At 57.7% G+C, this 22886-nt stretch carries 16 protein-coding genes and 5 pseudogenes; 9 read left to right on the top strand and 12 right to left on the bottom strand.

All coding sequences use genetic code 11. From position 1 onward, the window contains the following. The first annotated feature begins 367 nt into the window (after nucleotides 1-367). Nucleotides 368-1078 carry a two-component system response regulator PrrA gene (prrA, locus tag MUBE_RS07390; protein ID WP_116540046.1) on the top strand — a complete coding sequence of 237 codons (711 nt, stop codon included), beginning with the start codon at nucleotides 368-370 and terminating at the stop codon, nucleotides 1076-1078. Nucleotides 1079-1095: 17 nt separating this feature from the next. After that, a complete protein-coding gene (locus tag MUBE_RS07385; RefSeq protein WP_116540045.1) occupies nucleotides 1096-2436 on the top strand; it encodes a sensor histidine kinase in 1341 nt (446 codons plus the stop codon). Nucleotides 2437-2889: 453 nt separating this feature from the next. Here MUBE_RS07385 and arfB read toward each other — a convergent pair whose 3' ends face one another. Then, the gene (gene arfB, locus MUBE_RS20720) at nucleotides 2890-3111 is read right to left on the bottom strand and encodes a channel accessory protein ArfB (protein WP_481318832.1); all 222 of its coding nucleotides are present in this window, start codon (nucleotides 3109-3111) and stop codon (nucleotides 2890-2892) included. A gap of 593 nt (nucleotides 3112-3704) precedes the next feature. Between arfB and MUBE_RS07375 the strand changes: the two genes are divergently transcribed. Further along, nucleotides 3705-3944 carry a hypothetical protein gene (locus MUBE_RS07375; RefSeq protein ID WP_133297076.1) on the top strand — a complete coding sequence of 80 codons (240 nt, stop codon included), beginning with the start codon at nucleotides 3705-3707 and terminating at the stop codon, nucleotides 3942-3944. Between the two features lie 389 nt (nucleotides 3945-4333). On the opposite strand, the gene MUBE_RS07370 is transcribed toward MUBE_RS07375, so the two are convergent. The 3 genes from MUBE_RS07370 to pdxH form a co-directional block, all read right to left on the bottom strand. Beyond that, a complete protein-coding gene (locus MUBE_RS07370; protein ID WP_116540043.1) occupies nucleotides 4334-4519 on the bottom strand; it encodes a hypothetical protein in 186 nt (61 codons plus the stop codon). A gap of 731 nt (nucleotides 4520-5250) precedes the next feature. Then, a complete protein-coding gene (locus tag MUBE_RS07365; RefSeq protein ID WP_116540042.1) occupies nucleotides 5251-6546 on the bottom strand; it encodes a citrate synthase in 1296 nt (431 codons plus the stop codon). Between the two features lie 247 nt (nucleotides 6547-6793). Further along, the gene (gene pdxH / locus MUBE_RS07360; RefSeq protein ID WP_165849766.1) at nucleotides 6794-7453 is read right to left on the bottom strand and encodes a pyridoxamine 5'-phosphate oxidase; all 660 of its coding nucleotides are present in this window, start codon (nucleotides 7451-7453) and stop codon (nucleotides 6794-6796) included. A gap of 109 nt (nucleotides 7454-7562) precedes the next feature. Between pdxH and MUBE_RS07355 the strand changes: the two are divergent. Continuing rightward, nucleotides 7563-8547 (top strand): annotated as a pseudogene (locus tag MUBE_RS07355) (citrate synthase). Nucleotides 8548-9230: 683 nt separating this feature from the next. Here MUBE_RS07355 and MUBE_RS07350 read toward each other — a convergent pair. Together MUBE_RS07350 and MUBE_RS07345 are read right to left on the bottom strand one after the other, a co-directional pair. Beyond that, nucleotides 9231-10952, bottom strand: coding sequence for an FAD-dependent oxidoreductase (locus tag MUBE_RS07350; protein ID WP_116540041.1), 1722 nt, complete (start codon nucleotides 10950-10952; stop codon nucleotides 9231-9233). 15 nt (nucleotides 10953-10967) lie between these two features. Next, nucleotides 10968-11993: an AurF N-oxygenase family protein gene (locus MUBE_RS07345; protein WP_116540040.1), complete on the bottom strand. Its 1026-nt coding sequence runs from the start codon at nucleotides 11991-11993 to the stop codon at nucleotides 10968-10970. 234 nt (nucleotides 11994-12227) lie between these two features. Between MUBE_RS07345 and serC the strand changes: the two genes are divergently transcribed. Together serC and sepH are read left to right on the top strand one after the other, a co-directional pair. Further along, the gene (gene serC / locus MUBE_RS07340) at nucleotides 12228-13358 is read left to right on the top strand and encodes a phosphoserine transaminase (RefSeq protein WP_116540086.1); all 1131 of its coding nucleotides are present in this window, start codon (nucleotides 12228-12230) and stop codon (nucleotides 13356-13358) included. Between the two features lie 117 nt (nucleotides 13359-13475). After that, nucleotides 13476-14231, top strand: coding sequence for a septation protein SepH (gene sepH / locus MUBE_RS07335; RefSeq protein ID WP_116540039.1), 756 nt, complete (start codon nucleotides 13476-13478; stop codon nucleotides 14229-14231). Nucleotides 14232-14259: 28 nt separating this feature from the next. Here the strand turns inward: sepH and MUBE_RS07330 are convergent, their stop codons facing one another. From MUBE_RS07330 to MUBE_RS07320, 3 genes and pseudogenes are all read right to left on the bottom strand, one after another. After that, complete coding sequence (locus MUBE_RS07330) at nucleotides 14260-14556, bottom strand: DUF2537 domain-containing protein (protein ID WP_116540038.1); 297 nt, start codon at nucleotides 14554-14556, stop codon at nucleotides 14260-14262. Between the two features lie 9 nt (nucleotides 14557-14565). Beyond that, a pseudogene (locus tag MUBE_RS07325) lies at nucleotides 14566-15286 on the bottom strand (TrmH family RNA methyltransferase). A 105-nt stretch (nucleotides 15287-15391) separates the two neighbouring features. Next, a pseudogene (locus tag MUBE_RS07320) lies at nucleotides 15392-15828 on the bottom strand (MarR family transcriptional regulator). Nucleotides 15829-16006: 178 nt separating this feature from the next. Here MUBE_RS07320 and MUBE_RS07315 point away from each other — a divergent pair. Next, nucleotides 16007-16282, top strand: coding sequence for a DUF2530 domain-containing protein (locus MUBE_RS07315; protein ID WP_116540085.1), 276 nt, complete (start codon nucleotides 16007-16009; stop codon nucleotides 16280-16282). A gap of 116 nt (nucleotides 16283-16398) precedes the next feature. Here the strand turns inward: MUBE_RS07315 and MUBE_RS07310 are convergent, their stop codons facing one another. Continuing rightward, on the bottom strand, nucleotides 16399-17217 hold the full coding sequence (locus tag MUBE_RS07310; protein WP_116540037.1) for a DUF3027 domain-containing protein: 819 nt from the start codon (nucleotides 17215-17217) through the stop codon (nucleotides 16399-16401). A gap of 141 nt (nucleotides 17218-17358) precedes the next feature. Between MUBE_RS07310 and MUBE_RS07305 the strand changes: the two genes are divergently transcribed. Together MUBE_RS07305 and MUBE_RS07300 are read left to right on the top strand one after the other, a co-directional pair. Next, nucleotides 17359-19065, top strand: a complete 1707-nt coding sequence (locus MUBE_RS07305; protein WP_116540084.1) for an MFS transporter — start codon at nucleotides 17359-17361, stop codon at nucleotides 19063-19065. Beyond that, on the top strand, nucleotides 19062-19562 hold the full coding sequence (locus MUBE_RS07300) for a DUF2771 domain-containing protein (protein ID WP_116540036.1): 501 nt from the start codon (nucleotides 19062-19064) through the stop codon (nucleotides 19560-19562). The genes MUBE_RS07305 and MUBE_RS07300 overlap by 4 nt, the downstream gene beginning before the upstream one ends. Before the next feature lie 77 nt (nucleotides 19563-19639). Here MUBE_RS07300 and MUBE_RS07295 read toward each other — a convergent pair. Then, nucleotides 19640-20609, bottom strand: a pseudogene (locus MUBE_RS07295) (glutathione S-transferase family protein). A gap of 225 nt (nucleotides 20610-20834) precedes the next feature. Continuing rightward, nucleotides 20835-22689: pseudogene (locus tag MUBE_RS17690) on the bottom strand (acyl-CoA dehydrogenase family protein); the annotation flags it as partial. Nucleotides 22690-22886: the final 197 nt, after the last annotated feature.

Here is a 22886-nt window from a genome sequence, read left to right as displayed (position 1 = left end):
CAGCGGAGTCGTGGAGCCAGTAGTGCGCTCAGCAGACCACGGTGCGGCAGCAGGAGTAAGTCACCTAGACGGCGACGGGTTAAGTCGATACCAAACAGCAGATCGTAGATGAACTGTGTCTACACGTCCTAATACCAGCAGCATGCCCTCACCCTCGCCATATCGGTTCTCCTAATACAGTGATAGATGCAGTGAATATCGTTATTTGCCAACTTATTTCGACGGAGACACAATCGGCCCCCAAAAATCATCATTTAACCGACGGTCCGCCGTATCAAAAACAGACGCACTGGGAGCAACTGTGCGGTGGGTCCCCGCGACCCGGGGGGGTGATCCTTCCCACCGCCGTCGGCAAAGATCAGGCAAAATGGGCGGCATGGACACGAGTGTAAGCTCACCTCGAGTGTTGGTCGTCGACGACGACTCCGATGTGCTTGCCTCGCTGGAGCGCGGCCTGCGATTATCCGGATTTGAGGTATCGACCGCCGTTGATGGTGCTGAGGCGCTGCGCAGCGCCACCGAGATCCGGCCGGACGCAATCGTGCTCGACATCAACATGCCGGTATTGGATGGTGTTAGCGTCGTCACAGCATTAAGAGCCATGGACAACGATGTCCCAGTCTGTGTGCTGTCCGCACGCAGTTCGGTTGACGACCGGGTAGCAGGCCTGGAGGCCGGCGCCGATGATTACCTGGTCAAACCGTTCGTGCTGGCCGAGCTGGTAGCACGAGTGAAGGCGCTGCTGCGCCGTCGCGGCGCCACCGCAACATCTTCCTCGGAAACCATCACCGTGGGCTCGCTAGAGGTGGATATACCCGGCCGACGGGCTCGGGTCAATGGCGTCGACGTCGACCTTACCAAGCGAGAGTTCGATTTGCTGGCCGTGCTGGCCGAACACAAGACCGCAGTCCTGTCGCGCGCCCAACTGCTGGAGCTGGTGTGGGGCTATGACTTCGCCGCCGACACCAATGTCGTCGATGTGTTTATAGGGTACCTACGCCGCAAACTCGAAGCCAACGGTGGACCCAGGCTATTGCACACCGTTCGAGGAGTCGGGTTCGTGCTGCGCATGCAGTAACCGAATCAAAGCAGGCCATGAATATCCTGTCGCGGATTTTCGCTCGTACGCCGTCGTTGCGAACCCGGGTGGTGGTCGCGACAGCCATCGGTGCAGCAATTCCGGTGCTCATTGTCGGCACCGTCGTCTGGGTCGGGATCACCAACGATCGCAAGGAGCGGCTGGACCGCAAACTAGACGAGGCCGCAGGTTTCGCGATCCCGTTCGTGCCGCGCGGCCTTGACGAAATCCCACGCTCACCCAACGACCAGGACGCCATCATCACCGTGCGCCGTGGCAACCTGGTCACGTCGAATTCCGACATCACACTGCCCAAACTGAAAGACGACTACGCTGACACCTACCTCCGCAGAATACGTTACCGAGTGCGCACGGTGGAGATCCCAGCACCGGAGCCAACGTCAATTGCCGTCGGCGCAACGTACGACGCTACCGTCGCTGAAACCAATAACTTGCACCGCCGAGTTCTATTGATCTGCGGATTCGCCATTGCCGCGGCAGCCGTGTTTGCCTGGTTGCTGGCCGCATTCGCAGTGCGCCCGTTCAAACAGCTCGCCCAACAAACACGATCAATCGATGCCGGAGACGAGGCACCCCGAGTGGAAGTGCATGGCGCCACCGAAGCCGTGGAAATCGCCGAGGCGATAAGAGGAATGCTGCAGCGCATTTGGAAGGAACAGAACCGGACCAAGGAGGCGCTGGCCTCGGCCCGCGACTTCGCTGCAGTGTCCTCCCATGAGCTACGCACCCCGCTGACCGCGATGCGCACCAATCTCGAGGTGCTGGCCACCCTGGATCTGGCCGACGATCAACGCAAAGAAGTCCTGGGCGACGTGATCCGCACCCAGTCGCGAATAGAAGCCACTCTCAGCGCGCTGGAGCGATTGGCCCAGGGAGAGCTGTCGACGTCGGACGATCACGTGCCGGTCGACATCACCGACCTGCTCGACCGTGCCGCTCACGACGCGACCCGGAGCTACCCGGACCTCGACGTCTCGCTGGTCCCATCACCGACCTGCATCATTGTGGGATTGCCGGCCGGGTTGCGACTTGCTGTTGACAATGCAATCGCCAATGCCGTGAAACATGGCGGCGCCACGCGAGTCCAGCTGTCCGCGGTCAGTTCGCGGTCCGGAGTGAAAATCGCCATCGACGACAACGGCAGTGGAGTGCCCGAAAATGAGCGCCAGGTGGTGTTTGAACGGTTCTCTCGAGGCTCAACAGCCTCTCACTCGGGGTCGGGCCTGGGGCTGGCGCTGGTGGCCCAGCAGGCCCAGCTGCACGGCGGTACAGCTTCATTAGAAACCAGCCCCCTGGGCGGCGCACGGCTACTGCTGCTTATACCCGCACCCAGTTAACTGGCGTAATCTTGCTTAATTCCTTATCACTGTGAGCTCTTAAGCCACGGTATGAAGTAGGTCCGTTTCGCGGATTCCTCACCCTTGAACCAGAACGAGGACACGGCAGAATCATATGCTAGATTGCCGCACCTGTAGTTAGAGCCAGGTATCCGACCGGCCCTTTACCAGCCACGCTACAGGCCCATTTGCCCGTCGGCGCAGGCACGAGCGGAGCCCGGACCAAAAGGCAAGCATAGCACCACGGGAGCCTTGGTCGTTGGTGACTCTTCTGCAACAGAAATCGTCGGCGGCTGTTATCCGGACTCATAATCCGACACACCTGTCGGACACCGGAAACTGCAGTTGGTATTTTACGCAACGAACCATCAGCGTCAAGGTCAACATCAACCTGATGACAAAGAACAAACGCAACTAGCCCCCAGTGTGCGTGGTCGATCATCAGAAGGGTCATCACCGTGCACCCATCTCATTCAAGTCGGGCACTTCCGCAGGAGCTTCTTGTCTTTCTTGGTTGTCGCCCGCTCGCTTGATTGACAAGACAACAACTACCCAGGAAACCGTCGATCCCACGACAAAAACAAACAGGTACGACAACCATTGGACCACCAAATTCACGCCGGATTCTCTTGAGCTGAACACTACTTCGACGTGGTGATTTGTTGGCACGATCATCGGACGTGTCGTTGCTGGAGATCGAGTTAATCGAACCTTTCACGGCGAGGCGATCACGGGCAACGCCATGGGTAACCGGAAAATCGACAACTGTACCGACCTACTGGACAACCAACGGGATATCGATGCCCTAGACGCCTGAATTATCAATGTCATCATTGAGCGTCGCGTGCGCATTTGGACATACCTTAAGCTTGTCAGCAAACTGCGTCAGGACCTGCTTGTTAACCGGGGTCAAGCTGAATGCATCGTTCCCCAAGGAAATCGGCCCACCCATGGCAGTGCTAATGGCTGACTGCAAATCGGCACACGGATCAGCCGGAGGGGGGCCAAACGGGGTGGAGTCGGGAGATCCAGAAGGCAGGCTCGCCAACACGTTGCGGCAGCCGCGTGCGGGCAATGGTCGATACACCGATCGGGCACGCCGTTGCCGACGCGGAGAGGCAACGACCTGGTCCGCAGGATGATCGTCACCAACGCACTGATCAGGACCTTCACTCGCATTGAAGACCAGTTATTGGGGAAGGAAATCGGCTTCCCACAACACGTGGTTGACTGGTATTGGAACATCATCCATCGGTGGGATGAGTTCGGTGATCACGTCATTGGTCACGATAGCTGTCGATCATAGACTCGAAATAACTATAGGCAGAGAAATTTACGCCATTAGCCCAGACCGCACAGTACACTACCGTATCGGCGATGGGGAGCACCCGGTACGCAGCCGGTTCGTTCTGGCCGGCGTCACACCGACGGTCCTGGCTGAGCTGCTAAACGAGCCGCCGTCGCTCGCCCAGGCCGCACAAGCCAAGATGAGCATGGTGCTAGACTAACTGTCTCGTTTGCGCGACAACAGTGTCACACTGGAGCAGACTTTTCCGGGACGTTCCATGTCAACGACATATTAAGCCAACTGGATACGGCGCTTTCGCATGCGTCTGACGGTCAGCTGCCGAATCCACCGCCGTGCGGGGCCTACTGTCATTCACTGACCAACCCGAGCACCCTGTCGGTCGGTTTGTGCGACTCAAGCGCTTACACTACGATAGTATTGAGTTTTTGTGCTCTGTATTTTAGGCTTGGTCGCCAAGATTCGTATATCTTGCCCTACCACCTGACCGAGCTAGTGTTGGCTGCGCTGAATTCCGTTCTGGAAGAACAGATTCAGGAACTTCTAATGAACCACACACATGACTGACCGTGCACCGAAACAACAACCACCTTAGATTGGCAACGCACACTGTAGAGGATTGGAAGCAACATCTTCCACGGTGAGTTGAGCTAGTCGTTCGCCGAAAACGACAACCAGCTGCACACCCCGGCGCAACAATGGTGAAGTCACCATGGCCCACGAGCGGGTCATACTTTGCAGCTCGAGCACCCACCGCGGCAGAGCAGTTTCAGACACCGGCGGTCACAACGCCGCCATGGCCGTGCCGGTCACCAGTAACACCTAACAGTACGAATTCAATTCAGCTGCCATCACCTAAGTTATTACGACCTGAAAATGGTTTGCCTGGGATGGTGGTGGTCGTTGGCGACCTGAAGTTGGGATACCCAGTGTCAACTCATGCGGCAAGGGCGTTGATCTTGACGAGATCGCGGGCGAAAACACAATATCCACACCGAGGTTCGTGCGCCTACGATGACGGTGAGGTTCGGTACGGTTCTTTATCCTTCCCTATGGATCCGGTTCGCCACTTTTTGAGTGGTCACGGAAGAACCTTCGGTACTCAACTGCGCAGCGGACCAGGTCGGGTTAACAGTTACCCACCCGTGGTGGGTTCTCAGTCCGGACGGGTAATCGCCGACACCTATTGTCGGCCACATCAGGCAGAAGGCGCATTCTCAACGCCGCCGAATCAAGTGCTCCAACACGTGGCTGATGGCAGAACCGTTGCACACACTACCCATGCCTCGGACCAGGCTCCGCTATAATGATGTCTTTCGACACTCAATTCAAGCTGATTAGGTCGTTATCCCTGCTGCTGAGGCCACCAACTAGACGACTTCGAACAGCATGTTGGCCACTGAGTGCATACACCACCAAAGGTGGACATCAATTGCCGAGGTTAGCCACCCTGGCAACATCGCCAACCGGAACCCGCTGGGATGCGCTAAGTGGCCGCCACGCGATAGTTATCGCGTTTCAATAGCGATATAGTCGCGCGCTGTGTAGCCAGTGTAGATCTGGCGTGGACGACCGATCTTACTGTCACCCTCGTCGTGCATCTCACGCCAATGCGCAATCCAGCCAGGCAGCCGACCCAACGCAAACAACACGGTGAACATCCGGGTTGGGAAACCGAGGGCCCGGTAGATCAGGCCGGTGTAGAAATCGACATTCGGGTACAGCTTGCGCTCGATGAAATAGTCATCGGTCAGCGCCGCCTCCTCAAGTCCCTTGGCGATGTTCAGTAGATCGTCGTCGCCGCCAAGCTTAGCCAGGATCTTATCGGCCTGTTCCTTAACGATACGGGCCCGCGGATCGTAGTTCTTGTAAACACGGTGACCAAAGCCCATCAATTTCACACCGGCTTGGCGGTTCTTTACTTTTCGGACGAATCCACCGACGTCGTCGCCACTCTCACGAATACCTTCGAGCATCTCAAGCACCGCCTGGTTGGCACCGCCGTGTAGCGGCCCCCACAGTGCATTGATGCCGCCCGAAATCGAGGTGAATAAGTTGGCTCGCGACGAACCCACCATACGCACGGTTGACGTCGAACAGTTCTGCTCATGGTCAGCATGCAGGATGAACAGCATGTCCAGAGCTCGCACCACCTCAGGATCAGGTTCATACGGTTCAGCCGGCAAACCAAACGTCATTCGCAGGAAGTTCTCCACCAGCGAAAACGCATTATCCGGGTAAAGGAACGGCTGACCGACTGACTTCTTATACGCATAGGCAGCTATGGTGGGCAGTTTGGCCAAGAGTCGGATAGTAGACAATTCTACTTGACCGTTATCAATCGGATCCAGCGCATCCTGGTAGTAGGCACTTAATGCGTTAACCACGCTGGACAACACCGGCATAGGGTGCGCGTTGCGCGGGAAGCCATCGTAGAACCGCTTGAGGTCCTCATGCAACATGGTGTGGCGCTGGATCCGACGGGTGAATTCGGCCAGCTGGTCGGCAGCCGGTAACTCGCCGTAGATTAGCAGATAGCAAACTTCGATGAAGGTCGACTTCTCAGCAAGCTGCTCAATTGGATAGCCGCGGTAACGCAGAATCCCGGCATCACCATCAATGTAGGTGATGGAGCTCTTGGTAGATGCGGTGTTGCCATAGCCGACATCAAACGTAGTATGCCCGGTCTTGGTCAACACTGGGTCGATCGCAATGCCGTCATTACCTTCAGTGGCACGGACGATCTGCAGTTCGATCTCACCTCCCGGATATTTCAGGGTGGCGGTGTCGTCGATGTCGGCCACGAGAACCCCTTTGCACTCTGGCTGATATTCCTATTTGATATAGCTGTGAAGGTAGTCGTTACCTCAATCGAGCGCCTGCCCGGGGTCGAGTCTAAGAATTTCACGACGGTCCGTCCGGCAAGCCCCGATGCGTCGAGACGTGAGTTGGCTCTCAGCGCCCGGTAACGAATGAATGCCGGCATCAACGAAGCGATTACTATCGTCCGTTGCTTCCTGACGTTGTTACCGAACGCACATCCTCACCCCGTTAGGGCTGCAGACACTCAATATGATCTCCGATCACCCGAATCCGGTTGTGCACCCGGTTTTCCCGGCCCTGCCAGAACTCCACCACCTCGGATGCAATGAGGTATCCGCCCCAGTTCGGCGGCATCGGAACGCGCTCTGAGTTGGCAAAGCGCATGGTCACCTCTGCCAGCTGATCGAGCAGTACTGCCCGTGAGGCAATCGGCCGCGACTGGCACGACGCCCATGCCCCCAGTTGCGATCCCCGCGGCCGTTTGGACCAGTAATCCTCGTTAACCTGCGGGTCGACTTTACTCACCGGGCCGCGAATGTGCACCTGCCGCCCCAGCTGATACCATGGGAAAGTCACCGAAGCATACGGCATCACCGTTAGCTCGTTACCCTTAGCAGAATCATAGTTGGTGAAGAAAGTAATTCCTGCCTCATCGACACTCTTGCACAACACCGATCGGCTCATCGGCCTGCCATTTGCAGCGGTTGCCAGCACCATGGCGTTGGGTTCGGCAACTCCAGCGCGCTGCGCGTCATCAATCCACCTGCAGAACAGCGCAAGCCAACCGTCAGCTAGCCAGTCCGTGTGAAGATCAGGGCTGTCATCCTTCTCCGCGGAACCATACTCCACCCGCATCTCCGACAAATGCTGGTCATCTAGTCCTGCCATCATCGAGCCAAGGCTACCTTGGACATGTTACCAGCCGATAACATCGGCCTGGGGCCAGGTGGGAGAAACTCCCTATAAGTCTGTGCCCCCAGCAGATTTTGTCTCTGGCATGAGCGGCGTGGCGGCTTTTACCGCCAAGCCGGACAAAGGCGGTGATGCGCTGCGCTACCGAAGTGTTGACCTCGAGGATCATATGCATCGCTGGGTCACGTTCGGTGACGTGTGAGCATTACTCGCCGACGGCAAATTCGGTAGCGGCCTGCCCCCGACGGAGCCACTCCCGCTGTCGATCCACACCAACGATTGTGTGTGTCGACATCCAGAAAGACCTGACGATGCTGACGCCTATCTAGGATACAAACCACTATGAACATCGGCGGCACCACCGCTCGCGAGCAGCTATCCCCAGCATAGGTAAATGGCGCTGTCCTATGTCGCTAAGTACGCATGCAGCATCTATCAGCTAGCAGTTCCACAACGAACAATCGATGAATTCCCAACTCATTGGCAGGTGGATCCAGACCCGAAACATATCGATGCTGTCGACACCTATCGGATGCCAACGACCGAACACGACATGAACGCTTCGACGTTCACCGCGAGGGTCATCGCCTCAACCGGCGTAGACGTGGCAGCAGCGCTGTCCGGAGCGGCCGGTGCAATAAGCAGACCACTGCACGGTGGTGGGGACGCCGACCCAAGTGCTGCCAATGCTTAAATAGGTCGAGCGCAATAACGACACACGGTGGCCTGGTCAAGAGGATCCTGGACCGAGCCGAAAGACTGCTGAGGTTCGGGCACCAGGTCTACCGTAGGGAGGATCCCCGGGCACGGATACTGCGAACGGCTGGGCGTACCGCGCCACGAGGTCGCGGTAGCGCTGGAGTGGGCAGAGCTACGGGAGCACCGTCCGGATCGCGCCACCCAGACCAACGTCGAATTCTGGGCCACTGTGATCTTAGACCTCGCCCAGTTGCCAGCCAATATTATGCCGACAATGTTCACCTGCGGTCAGACCACGAACTGGCGCGCCTACGTTCTCATAGCAGAAACAACTCGGCCAGCTCGTACGCCCGTCAGCCCTCTATAGATAAGACCACCCAAGCGCGCAGCCCGGAGCCAGTAGACGGCTAGGATCAAGTCCTCTCTGCGAAAGCCTAGAGTTCCGCAACGAAATCAACACATCTGCGATCGATGAAGTTCGGTTTCCGCCGTCTCGCCGGACTTTCCCCAGCTTGCAGAGCTCATCAGTCGCGCAGTGCGATGGTCGATTCTGTTGGCCATCGCTATGTCGCCTATAGACTCACGAACCGTGGAGCATCACCGGCTGCGATGCTGCCCCATAGCTGTCGGGGCCCGGTAATGAAATGACACGCGCGATGAACTTGCCTACTGTGCAGGGTCAATACACATCGACCCCGAGCGGATACTGGTCCAGGATTGGCCCCGCAAAAAAAATTGACGGTATCGAACTAGAGCGAGTGCCCGGTCTCCCGACGGCAAGCTTGATCCATGCCGCCGTACGCATTATATAGTTTCACGGTGCTGCTCAATGACGACTTCACGGAAACTCGTGGCGACAAGTCGATGTGAACACAAAATTCCAGCGGGCGCTGGACGCTGGTGTCACCGTAGTGGTACTACTGGCGGACGAATTCTAGGGTGACCATTACGGTGTAATCGCCGACTCATTCGGCCATCGTTGATCTCTGGGATAGCCGGTCTACGAAGTCAACATGGATGAGATCACAGCGGCGACGCCTGAGCAGGCAAACAGTTAGTTTCGTACCCGACCACGACAGGCCAAGTAGCCGGCCGCCAGCCGCTGCGGCGGCTGGCGGCCGGCTACTGCCGCAAGCATATCGGCGACGTCAGTGAACTTGTGGCGAGGCCGGCCCTCGGCATTGCCCCGCGCAATCTCAGCAGCGTCGATAGCCCGCCATCCCGCAAAGTCGACGGCATCGGGCTGGCGGGCGTGCACCAACTTGACTAGCGCCTCCGGCTCGGCTACCGGGTCAGCCAACCGGCCAGCGTTGAAGTCAGTGACCACTGCCAGAACGGTTTGGACCGAGCACGACTTGTTAGTGCCGATGAAGCCGGTAGGCCCACGCTTGATCCAGCCAGCTACATACGCGCCGGGCATCGACCGGCCGCTGCCGAGATCAATGACACGGCCACCGTCATTCGGTACTACAGCCGCTGCCTCGTCAAATGGGAGACCACGAATCCGCTTGCCGCGATAGCCAATCGACGTCAGCATCAGGCCCGCGTCGAGCCGACGTGATTCTTCGGTGCCAGTGACCGAAAATTCGACACCGGTAACACGCTGCTTACCCAATACGCGCTTGGGCGTGAGTTGATAGGCTAGCCGGATTCGCCGCCGCGAGGTCGACGTCGAACTATCACTCAGATTGCTCAAGATCTCCAGCTTTTTTCTGGTCAATCTCCCACGAGCGGACGATGCCCCCGTGTCTGAAGCAGTCGCCAAATCACGTTCCACCAGTTTGCGGTCGCCGACGTCGAGCACCACCTCAGACGTAGCCGTCAGTCCAATCAGCTCAGGCAGGGTGAACGCCGAGTGCGCGGGCCCACGCCGGGCGGCGATCACTACCTCGCGGACCGCAGAGCCGCCGAATGCGTGCAGTGCACGCTCGGAAATATCGGTACGGGCCAAGTCGTCCAGATCAGCGGTGAGCAGTCGCGCCACATCGAGAGCGACATTGCCGTTGCCGACGACTACAACGCGTTCGTGGCTTAGGTCGACTGGAAAACAAGCAAAATCGGGATGCCCGTTGACCCAGGCGATTAGCTCAGTAGCAGTTCCAGTACCCGGGATACCCATCCCGTCGACGTTCAGACGACGGTCATCGGGCGCACCGACCGCATACAGCACAGCGTGGTGATAGGCCAACAATTCGGCGTGGCTCAAGTGCTTGCCGATCTCGACATTGAGAAAAAACCGGAAGCGGCGATGATCGGTCACCCGGTCGAAGAGCTCGGTCACATTTTTCGTGTTTTGATGATCAGGTGCCACCCCAGCACGCACCAAACCGTAGGGAGTAGGCAACTTTTCAAACACGTTGACCCACACTCCAGGCTGGGTAAGCAGCTCATCAGCAGCATACATTGCCGCTGGTCCGGACCCGACAATGGCCACAGTCAACGGCCGACAACGAACCTTTACCTGGGCAGCCGGGATGACCGGAGCCAGTTTCGACGTCGGCGGAAGCTTCATGCCGGCGGGCCGCACCGGATAATACAACGCATTGATCTCAACAAACGGCAGCTGTTTAAGATCCAACCAGGTATCGGGAGCGATCGCGCTAACTGGACAGGCACTCACGCAGGCACCACAATCCACGCAGGCCATCGGATCGATATACAGCATCTCCGAGGTGGCAAACCCCGGTTCATCCGGTGTTGGGTGAATGCAATTCACCGGGCAAGCGAAGACACAAGACCCGTCGTTACAGCACGACTGAGTGATGATGTGCGGCATAGGAACCCGTACAGCCTACGCGACAGGCACCGCCGCCAGGTGTTGACGCTGTGGTTCGCTGCGGTAACGCGACGGCTTGCCATCGATCTTGCATATCCGCCACACCAGCCGCGCGGAACGCGTCTCCATCAACCCAGTGTCATAAGCCAGCATCCGCACATCGGCGAACATGTCACGCAACCACTTTCGCGACTCCGGCGACCGGAAGAAAAGCTCTTTTCTAATCTCACGCGGAATATCAAATTCCTGCCAAAATTCCTTAGGCGGCACCACAATTACCCGGCACAACATCCACATGATCAGCGGGTAGTACAGCGAGATAAAGAATCGCTGCATGCGAGACAAGTGTGGCAACCTCCTACGCAGGTACCCGTGAGCGAAGGAGATGTGTCGCGCCTCCTCTGCCACGTGAATGGCCATCACCCGCTCCATGATCGGATGCAGCGACTTGCTTTCGCGCAGCACACTCTTCTGGGTGTGGTCGATGGGCTCCTCGCCGGCGAGCACCGCTATAAAGAACGGTACCGGCAACGGGCCTGCGATCAGCGGAATCAACGGCGAGATCCAGCGCAGCATCCGCGGCATCCCAGGGACGTCCGCACCAACGCGATTGACCATCTCTTGGAACATCATGGTATGGTTGCATTCTTCAACACATTCATGCAGACAATACCGATACTCCGGTGACCCGTTTGGCACCCAGAACGTATAGCTCATCAGACCGCGGACCAGGATGGATTCGAAATGCAGCCCAACCTTGGCCACGTTGGCCTGACGCCACATCCCGATCTCGATCTTGCGTTCTTTCGGCTGTGCCAAGTACCAGGGATGACGACCTAGCGGGTCGGTGGCCGGCAGCATCCACCTCGGATCGTTATCCGTTACCGCGAACTCCTGTGACTCCCAATCGATATCAGTGTACGGGTTGAAGTTTCGCCGCACCGACCCCTCGGACAATGTGGCGATCATACCCACATAGTTAGCGTCGTCGCGCACCTCCATGTTGTTGCGCCAACGCCGAACTATTTGCGTCCTGGGCATCAAAGCCTCCTCGACGGAGTGTACTCCAATATGCACATAAGGTAGACAGTACCGCAGGTATCGGTAAATTTCCAGATCGCTCCGGAGCGCTGTGATCGATGCCGGAACCTCTGCTGTAATGCGAACTGCCTCACAGCTATGGCACCGTCTCTCGTGGCTACACCAGCTTTCAGCGAGTCTAGCTAATCGGCCAGCTTGGTCACCGTGCCGGATCAGCGCACTAACCTTGGTGGCATGACCGACCAGCTCACCCCTTCCCTTGATATTCCCAGCGCTATCAAGCCCTTAGATGGCCGCTTCGGGTCGGGACCATCAAAGGTCCGACACAAACAGTTGCAGGCGCTGACCAGCACTGCGACCGCCTTGTTCGGCACCTCGCACCGGCAGAAGCCAGTTAAAGATCTGATAGGTAGGGTTCGGTCGGGGTTGGCTGAACTGTTCAGCTTGGTAGACGGCTATCAGGTCATTCTGGGCAATGGTGGCGCAACGGCGTTCTGGGATGCCGCAGCCTTCGGATTGATTGACAAGCGCTCGCTACACTTGACGTACGGCGAGTTCAGCTCGAAATTTGCCTCCACCGTCACTAAAAACCCGTTCATCGGCGACCCCATCGTCATCAAATCGGATCCGGGCAGTGCGCCCGAGCCAACGAGCGATCCGTCGGTCGATGTGATCGCGTGGCCACACAACGAGACATCGACCGGTGTCGCAGTCCCGATCCGCCGTCCAGCCGGTTCGGGCAACGCTCTGATCGCCATCGACGCGACCTCTGGCGCTGGCGGGCTACCCGTCGACATGTCCCAAGCCGACGCTTATTACTTCGCGCCACAGAAAAACTTCGCCAGCGACGGCGGCCTCTGGCTGGCCATCATGAGCCCAGCCGCACTGGCCCGGATCGAGTCCATTGCTGCGTCCGGTCGCTGGGTTCCGGACTTCCTGTCGCTGCCAATCGCAGTAGAGAACAGCTTAAAAAACCAGACATACAACACACCGGCTATCAGTACCTTGGCACTGCTGGCCGAACAACTAGACTGGCTACTAGGAAACGGTGGGTTGGAGTGGGCGGTCAAGCGCACAGCAGACTCATCGGGGCGATTGTATGCTTGGGCGGAAGACCGGCCATACACCACTCCGTTCGTCGTCGATCCTGAGCTGCGTTCTCAGGTGGTGGGCACGATCGACTTTAGTGACGACGTTGATGCAACGGTGGTCGCGAAGATCTTGCGAGCCAACGGCATCGTTGATACCGAGCCATACCGTAAACTCAGACGTAATCAGTTGCGGGTCGCAACGTTCCCTGCGGTCGAGCCCGATGACGTCAGCGCCCTCACCGAGTGCATTGACTGGATAGTCGAACGCCTATAACGCAGCGCTCATCGACCCCCAACCATCCAGCGTGTCAGCACGGCTCGAGGCGTTCGCTGCACTAAAGTACGTAACAGGCCCGGTGCTGGCCCTGCACGAAGTCTGCGAGGAGAAGCCATGCGGGAACTTAAAGTCGTCGGACTCAATCCCGACGGCAAAACCATTATCTGCGAGGGTGACGTTACTGGTGAGCGTTTTAGGCTGCCGGTCGACAACCGGCTACACGCTGCCATGCGCGGCGACACGGCTGTGCTGGATCAACCGTCTCTCGATATCCACGCCACCAACATGCTGAGCCCTAAAGAAATTCAGGCCCGTATTCGGGCTGGCGCCTCTGTTGAGCAGGTGGCCATGGCGTCGGGTTCCGACATTGCGCGGATTCGCCGATTCGCCCACCCGGTGTTATTGGAACGTTCACGCGCTGCCGAACTGGCCGCCGCCGCACACCCAGTCCTCACCGATGGCCCAGCAGTACTGACGCTGCTAGAGACCGTCAGCGCCGCACTGGTCATGCGTGGCCTCGAGCCAGATAGGCTGGGCTGGGATGCCTGGCGCAATGAGGACGGTCGCTGGACGGTGCAACTCGCTTGGCAGGCCGGCCATTCCAACAACCTCGCACATTTCTACTTTACGCCCGGTGCCCATGGCGGAACCGTTACCGCAAGCGATGACCCGGCCAATGAGCTCATTAACCCAGGCTTTAACCGTCCGTTGCGCCCACTGGCGCCAGTAGCACACATCGACTTCGTTGAATCCACGACAACGGCAACCGTCACGCAGCACAACCAACCGGTGAGCAGCCGACGAAGCAAACCAGCCGTTCCGGCTTGGGAGGACGTACTGCTCAGTGTGCGGTCAGGCGAGCAACGCTGATTGCATAGCGTAGGCCAGCCGGTAGCAGTTAAGCCCTACCCGATGCGATTAACATGAGCATCGCCAGCCACGCCCCCGTCACACCGACTCCCGTGCCGAGCACAAGCCAGCGCAAGACCACAGTGCGTCGCCACCCCCACAACGTCGGCGCCAACCCACCAGCCGCAACGATATTGAGCCCGACAGCCAACAGTGGATGCACCCGAATCAATCCGAGACTCAGTATCACAATCCCGGTGGCAATAACCACGGCAACAAACCCGGCCACTGTCAAACCCGTTGCCCAAGGCTGGGATTGGTCGTCCTCGTCACCCTTGTCACTCATGAGCAGAGCCTAGTCTGATCGCCCCCTCTCGTAGAAGACCACGGCCGCCGTCGCCACGTTCAGCGAGTCCGTACCTCGCAACAGAGAGACACGCACCCGCTCATCGCTTAACCGCGGAATGGTTGACATCAGTCTCGGGCCTTCCAGACCCATCAGTATCATCGCACACCGTCGTCATTACCTCCAAGCAGCACACACATATCATGGTTTGGCGCCATCACCAACAAGTGAAAACCTCGCTCTCTGAGTACCACGAGGTCGGCGGGCCAGTCGGTTGCTCGGGCATACGGCACTGGCAAAGCGTGTTCCATGGATACCTGGACCGCGCATTGGCATAGCGGATAAGCGCAGTCGCTGCCGAGCACCACCGCGTTACGAAAGATCAAACCCAGGTTTTCGCGGCCGTTGACACCCTCAAGCACTGCGACCGTCCGGGCGTCGGCGACCACCTACGCCACACTTGGCTCGGACATCCGTCTTTGGCGGCCAGCATTCCAACGATTGAGCTAGAAGCCAACCACCCCGGGCCATAACATCAGCGGACACTCAGTAGTAGAGCACCTTGACGTCACTGGCACCGGCCAGATCATTCTTAAGCCCGACCAAGCTGCGGTTGATACCCAGCAATGCCAACGGAGTAAATCGGAACGCCAAAATAATATTTTACAAGCAGCATGCCCTCAATGATCATCAGGCCTTTGCCGGTCGGCAGATCAGGACGACAATCGATGTTGTTAAGGTCGCGGACATCATTGAGCCGCGGATCGTCGGGGTCGTTGACGTCTTAAACATCGAGGCCATCCAGACCGTCAAAGTCAGTCACCGAAGCGTGGAATCACGAGCTTTCGTCAACCAGTGCCAAGATCAGATCGACGGGCATGACGCAAGATGTCACGTTTATCGTTATCCAGCGTCATCAGCCGTTCGACGAGACACTCCTGACGAGCGCGCCGAGCTACCTGAACCAATTCGGCGCCGGACTGCGATGCCGAGGACCAGCACTTGTCGCTCATCGACGGATTGCGGATAGCAGTCCACGAACCCCATGTCAGCCAACGATGCGATAACCCGGGTCATCGACGTCGGCTGGACCCGTTCGCGAATCGCTAGGGCGCCCAGGCGTCATGGCACTCTCATTGGCCAACGTCGTCAGCACAAACGACTGCGACAGCGACACTGGTGACTGGCGGGTCCCAGAACTCACAGTTGGCGGACCAGTTGCATGACGGCCAACGCTAGACGGTTGGCGAACCGCGCATCGCTGTATAGCATGGCGTGAGATTACATTGGAACCCAAGAATTCGGGATCAGAAACTATGAACGGCAGACTTCGGTCCTTTCGCTGTACTGCTGCAATTACCGACGTTTTTATTGACGCTCGACCCGTTAATCTCCCGTATACACGGGAAATCACCTGAGGTCACAGCGTAACCAGCTAAACTCGGATATGATGGCTGTCGAATTTGACGGAAGCTACGAGCCACCGCCGCTGCCGCCTATACTGCTCGAGGTGTGGTCAGTTATCACGGTCGGCGCGGTGGCCTGGCTGGTCGCTGTGGCTGCTGCGTTCGTGGTGCCGAGCCTACAGAGTTGGCGTCCGGTAACACTGGCTGGGCTGGTCGTCGGATTGCTTGGTACGGGCATCTTCGTGTGGCAACTTGCCGCTGCCCGCCATGGCGCACGCGGCCGGCAAGCCGGACTCGAAAACTATCTCGCCCCGAAATAGCTTGCCAAATTCGGCAATTCAAGATCCCTGCACCCTTAGGCTAGGCGCGGCTTGACCAGTGCATTTGACCTGTCACACCAGACCATCGGCGGTGACTCGGTGCTGTCAGCCAAAGGCTAGTCCGACAAATCCACCGGAGACTCTGGCAGTTGCACTATACGAGGCTCCAAAATATCTAGGATACCGTCATCGTACGGCTCATAAATGGATGAACCGCTACCCGCCGGAGCTGGGGTATCAGAATGAGCGCCGCAACCGTACAACTTGTCGACAACATGGCCGTCGGCAGACATTTCGTTACCGCATACCCCGAACATCGAGCCAAGCGATCCAGCCATCGGCAGAAAGAAACCGCAATCGCGGCACACACGCTTGGTGGATCGCGCCATCAGCGAGTCAGGACCGTAGTCGCCATCATGCCACCGTTCGGCCGCCGAAGACCGGCCCCAGGCACTCATTACCCAGCGTCGACCCAACCCAATTTCGGCGGCGGTCTCGTCTACCTCCGGGTCACCACTGGCGTTGTACCCCGGAACCAATCGTGGGTCCTCTGATGCCGGTGCGAGCAGGTCTCCCGGGTTCAAATCCCCCGGTCTGATCCGCTGCTCCCACGGCACCCACTCTGGCGCGAGCAGCGCCGTCGGTCCGGGGAACAGCACCACTTCACTGACCGTGGCGTGCTCGGCACCGAGATAGGCGGCGACGACGACCACCCAATGCCATCCCCGGTAACCGGGTAGATGCGCCAAGAACCGATGAGTGGCAGCGTTCGGATCTTCGTAACCGACCCCTAGATAATCTCCGACCGTCGCAGAGCCGCTGAGCTCCTCGATGGCCACCTTAGCCTCGTCAACCGCACCGGTGAGCACCGCCGCCAATTCTTCGGGCCATCCGGCCACAGTCGCGACGGCGAAATCCTCGACAGGCCCGATCACACTGCTTCCTCCTTGTAACACATCTGCAATTCTGCCGGAAGACACAGTTGGCAAGCGACACCCGGCCGCCTACACACGCATGGAGGCAATATAGGACAGAATTGATTCGTGTCTGCACGGCGGCGTGATCATCCGGGCCGTTTGGCCTCTACACCAGGCCACCGGACCCACACCGGCGCGGGTAATCCGCATCCGGGCATGGCGAACTACCCAGCCGACGACTCAGACTTTCGGCCAGCCCAGCGGCGGAGAACACCGGAACGGCGCGAGCAAGGAGCAGAACAATCCAACCGCGTGCGCTACCCGCCACCAATTACCAGCGCCAACCGTTATCTACCACCCCTAGGTCAGCAGTGGCCGAAACCCCAACGCTACAACGCATCACAACGCGGCCCGAATGCCGGTGAACGAATCACAGTCACTCGCGCCGCCGCACAGCGAAGTCGTGAAATGGGCTACCGCATGTACTGGATGGTCCAGCGTGCTGCCACCGCTGACGGTGCTGACAAATCTGGGCTGACTGCGCTGACGTGGCCGGTGGTAGCGAATTTTGCGGTCGACTCCGCCATGGCCGTGGCACTGGCCAACACGTTGTTCTTCGCCGCGGCCAGCGGAGAAAGCAAGTCCAAAGTCGCACTGTACCTGCTGATCACCATCGCACCGTTCGCGGTAATCGCGCCACTTATCGGTCCAGCGCTGGACCGGCTGCAACACGGCCGCCGCGTCGCGCTGGCGACCTCGTTCGCGCTACGCACCGGATTGGCGGCGCTGCTAATCATGAACTACGACGGCACCACCGGCAGCTACCCGTCAATGGTGCTCTACCCGTGCGCACTGGCCATGATGGCACTGTCGAAGTCATTCAGCGTACTGCGCAGCGCTGTAACGCCAAGGGTGATGCCGCCCAGCATTGATCTGGTCCGCGTCAATTCCCGGCTGACCGTGTTCGGTCTTCTCGGCGGCACCATCACCGGTGGCGTCATCGCGGCCTGTGTCGAGTTCGTCTGCGTCCACCTATTCAAACTGCCTGGCGCGTTGTTCGTCGTCGTCTTAATCACGATCACCGGCGCTTTACTGTCAATGCAGATTCCGCGCTGGGTCGAAGTGACCGCTGGTGAAGTTCCAGCTACCTTGAGCTACCGCTCGCATAGCGAACCACTGCGGCGAAGCTGGCCAGATGAAGTCAAGAAGGTCGGCGGAAGACTTCAACAACCGTTGGGCTGCAACATCATTACCTCGTTGTGGGGCAATTGTACCATCAAGGTGATGGTCGGATTCCTATTCTTATATCCAGCGTTTGTTGCCAAGGCGCGCCAAACCAACGGCTGGGTTCAGTTGGGGATGCTGGGCCTGATCGGCTGTGCGGCCACGATCGGCAACTTCGCTGGCAACTTCACCAGCGCACGCCTGCAGCTGGGCAGGCCGGCCGTGCTGGTGGTGCGCTGCACAATCGCAGTCACAGCGTTAGCTTTAGCGACGTCGGTGGCCGGCAGTGTACTGATGGCTGCTGTCGCTACTCTGATCACATCCGGGTCCAGTGCGATCGCGAAGGCCTCGTTGGACGCCTCACTACAAAATGATTTGCCCGAAGAGTCACGAGCATCGGGATTCGGGCGTTCAGAGTCAACACTACAGCTGGCATGGGTGCTGGGTGGAGCGCTAGGCGTGATGGTGTACACGGATTTGTGGGTCGGATTCACCGCGGTCAGTGCTTTGCTGATCCTGGGTCTGGCCCAAACCATTGTGAGCTTCCGCGGTGACTCATTAATTCCAGGCCTCGGAGGTAATCGTCCGGTGATGGTCGAGCAGGAGAGCACGCATCGCGACACAGCGGTAAGCCCTCAATGAGGCCCCCCGTACAGCGCTGGATAACCGTGCTGCTCGCGACCATAGTGATGCTTCTAGCCGCCGAGGCCGGGTTCGGTGCGTGGCTGCTGGTGCGTAAGCCCGGTCCGCAACGACCTGAGATTAGCGCTTATTCGCACGGGCACTTGACCCGTGTGGGACCGTACCTGTATTGTAATGTGCTCAACCTCGATGATTGTCAGACCCCGCAAGCGCAAGGCGTGTTGCCGGTGGACAAACACGATCCGGTGCAGCTATCGATTCCCGAGGCGATTGGCCGAGCACCCTGGCGACTGCTGCGAGTCTATGAAGACCCGACCGACACCACTAGCACTCTCTATCGACCCAACACACGCCTGGCGGTGACCATCCCCACCCTCGAGCCGCACCGCGGGCGGTTGACAGGGATAGTCGTGCAGTTACTCACGTTGGTGGTCGACTCCACCGGAGAAGTACACGATGTCCCGCACGCCGAATGGTCAGTTCGACTGACGTTCTGACTTTTACGCCAAGATTGCCGCCATGGTCGTGGTCGGTGCCCAATCACAGCCCTGACGGCAATTTAGGCGCAGAATAGTCACGGCCCCGGAGGACAACCTTCCACCGAAGGCCTCCAACTCTTCCCAGCCATGTGCGGTAATTCAGCCAGCTAAGTTCGGGCTCTTGTGCACGATACCGGTGGGATTGATATCGGTGTGCACGAAGTAGTAGTGCTGCTTAATCTGGACGAAGTCGACAGTATCGCCGAAATTTGGCGTATGAAACAGATCGCGATCACAAGCCCATAGCACCGGCGCCTCGCTGAGTCTGCACCTGTTGCACTTGAAATACCCGTAATAGGTGTAGTCGAAACAGGCCAGGGTGAATAAATAGCAGGACGCCGACTGTTATGAAGCTATCATCCACTAGGCATCGCTGGCTAGCAAGGCGACTGTTCACGCAGTCCAGCACGGCGAACAGCCAAAGGCCGCTTCGTAAGCCTGTTGCGAGCCGGCAAAGCCGCGACGGCACGCCCTAATTGTTTATTTCGATTTAAATTCTTTTACTTACCTCGTCGATTTCGGCTCGTAGGCGATCGGGACGTAGCTGGGGTGCGCTGTTGCGGCGGTAAGCGGTCCACTCCGTGGAGAAATCCAGAGTCATCTAAGCGAAATCGTTAGTGACCACCGCGCCGGTGGGGATGTCGACGGTCGCTGGCATCGAGATGCCTTTAGAACAACCGAGGCAGCGCTTGCAGTAGGTACATCCTGCAACCGAGGATTTTAAGCACTGGATCGATCCCGCCCGGATCGAGATCAAATGTCCAGTTGCGCTAATCATGAATTGATCAGCAAAATCCAATAGAAAGAACTCTTTACAGGGCCTGTAGCCGCCACGCAATAATTGTGCAGTTAGCCTAAGGAGGCTAAGGGTAAGCACACGCGACATCAAGCTGGCACCGGCCGCTACTCTACTGGATAGCCATCACGTCCGTCAGCGGTGATGCAGGTGGTGAGGTAACTGGTGTAGCCGGTGAATTTTCCCGTCCCGGCACCATAGGCAGCCATGTCGCCAATGTTGCCCCGATGGACACGCCTGTTGAAACGTTTCAGCACAATGCAGGTCACGTAACGAACACCGCTTAAGCACCTTCGAACCATCCGACGAATCCTGGTACAATTGGTGCATATAAATGAACAGCTACCTGGTTAGAACACTACCCCTGTCGGGCGATGTCACCGTCGAGCACTCGGTTGAGACGCAACCACACCTGCGTCGGATCTTGTCAGCCATCATATCCAGTTGATCGCATTCGAAAGCGCGATCGGCATCCATAGCCCAGTGCCCGCTAACTGATCAATCGTCCCCCTCCTCCAGCCACGTGTAGCAGCCCTACAACACGGCACCTGTCAGTCGAACATCGCTGCTGTCAGTATTAGTCAGCAGCGTGTGGAAGAGTTCCTCCGCTCGGACAGTAGTTGTATAGCAATATATTTCAACCAGCTCGTATGCCTGTTGACTGACGATCGAATCGCCCAACACGAGAGCCTCAGCACGTACATACATTACCGACACGTCGAACAGTTCGGCACCAATATCGACGATGCGCCCAAGAAATCCCTGCCTGTCTTCCAGGCTGGCCTGCTAATGCGTCATCTCGTGTAGAAAGTGTTGTGGACCAGCTTATGTGTGGAACGTTCGACATACCGCAAGTGAAAAGCTAGGCGGCCAAACTCGTTATACGAGCTGGGTAATTTTCTGCTAAAGACCATTTTGACAATCATTTTACGTAGAATTCTCTCGCACCAACCGCAGCCACAACCTTTCAGGTAACTTGACGTTACGTTTCATCAGTGCACCTGCAGCAGTGGAATGAGCATCGATCACCTCCCGAGCGATGCGCAGCCACATGATTTCGCTCGATCATTCGAAGATGCCGTTGATCCGCAGGTAACGTAGTATCTGCTCGGCAAAAACCGCACGCCCGCCGCGAAAGACTCCACGGTCTCGTAATCCGCCCACCCCGGGTTTGGATCAACTCGTCGGCAATACGGCAGACCATCTTGCTAGACCATAATTTGGCAAGCACCACTTTGATCTGGATATCGTTACGTCCTTCGCTGGCTATCTGACCAGATAGCTCCACCACCACTTCCAGTGCACACTTAGTGGCAACAATGAATGCAATCTTGCTGGCCACCGTTTCCTATTTGCTAACTAGCTTGCATCATTGCACGCACTCATCGAACGATTCGCGTGCGATCTTCAGTGACCATTTCGACGACCCGGTCACCATCGCTGGTATCGCCAATCGCCCAGCGTTGAGAGTAATCAACGCGATCTTTAGGCCGTCACCTTCTCACTCGATTAAGTTTTCAGCGGAGACTCGAACACGAGGGAACCTGGTCAAGCCGTTTTCGATGCCCTGTAGCCCTATGAACATGTTGCACCGCTCCACGGTAATCACCGACAAATCGGACTCGACCACGAAGACGCTGATTCCCCTCAATCCCCTTCGCTGTAAAACACCCGGGCCATGACCATCAGAAATTCGGAGACCACACCATTGGTGGTCCATAACTACATACCTTCGAGTTCACAGGCTTGCCTATCCTCGACCAGGATAGCCGTCGAGGGTAGGCAAGCCGGATCGGAACCCGCATCCGGTTCGATTAACAGAAACGCCGATGCGGGGCCAGAGGCACACCGCGGCAAGAACTTTCCGCTTCTAGTATGGGATCCCGGCAAGCTTGAGTGGTTAGGATACTCCGATTCGACTGATGAGCCGATAGCAACGCGCCGAGACTAGGATGAACGCTGGTAACCAGCATCGAAGCACAATTATAGGCAGCTTGTGACATTCCTTAGACCGCCATACCCTGTCAGTATTTTCCATACCGAAGCAACCCAGTTCAGCAAAGCCTTGCACGTATGCATCAGAAATCTGGATACCGCGCTCGATGACACTCCCGTCGACGGTGACAAGAACTTCCTCCAGCTGTTCGAGAAACACGGCCAAGCCCGCCTGTTCGACATCAGAGGGCTTAGGAAATAGGCGCATAGACTACACCAAGTAACCGCTCCTTGGTGAAGGACAGCTTACCCCAACCGCTTTCGCGGAGATGCTTCGGCAAGGGCTCGTGCTTGCTACCCCATCACCGCCTCTTTGTTAACGACTTCGCACCGTATTTGAGTACCCAACACCCTGCCCGAATCTTACGAGACAACGATATCCAAGGATGGATACGAGTTCCACCGTAAGCCGTCAGCTGATGCACGTCATCGCCGAGCTGGGTGGATGAATCATATCGAAGCTGCGAGTCTTGAGTTGGACGGACTTAAAC

It is taken from the genome of Mycobacterium uberis (genome assembly GCF_003408705.1).
In the GTDB taxonomy this organism is placed as follows: domain Bacteria; phylum Actinomycetota; class Actinomycetes; order Mycobacteriales; family Mycobacteriaceae; genus Mycobacterium; species Mycobacterium uberis.
The sequence above is the reverse complement of the archived record's forward strand: the minus strand, read 5'-3'. Positions and strand labels throughout refer to the sequence as shown.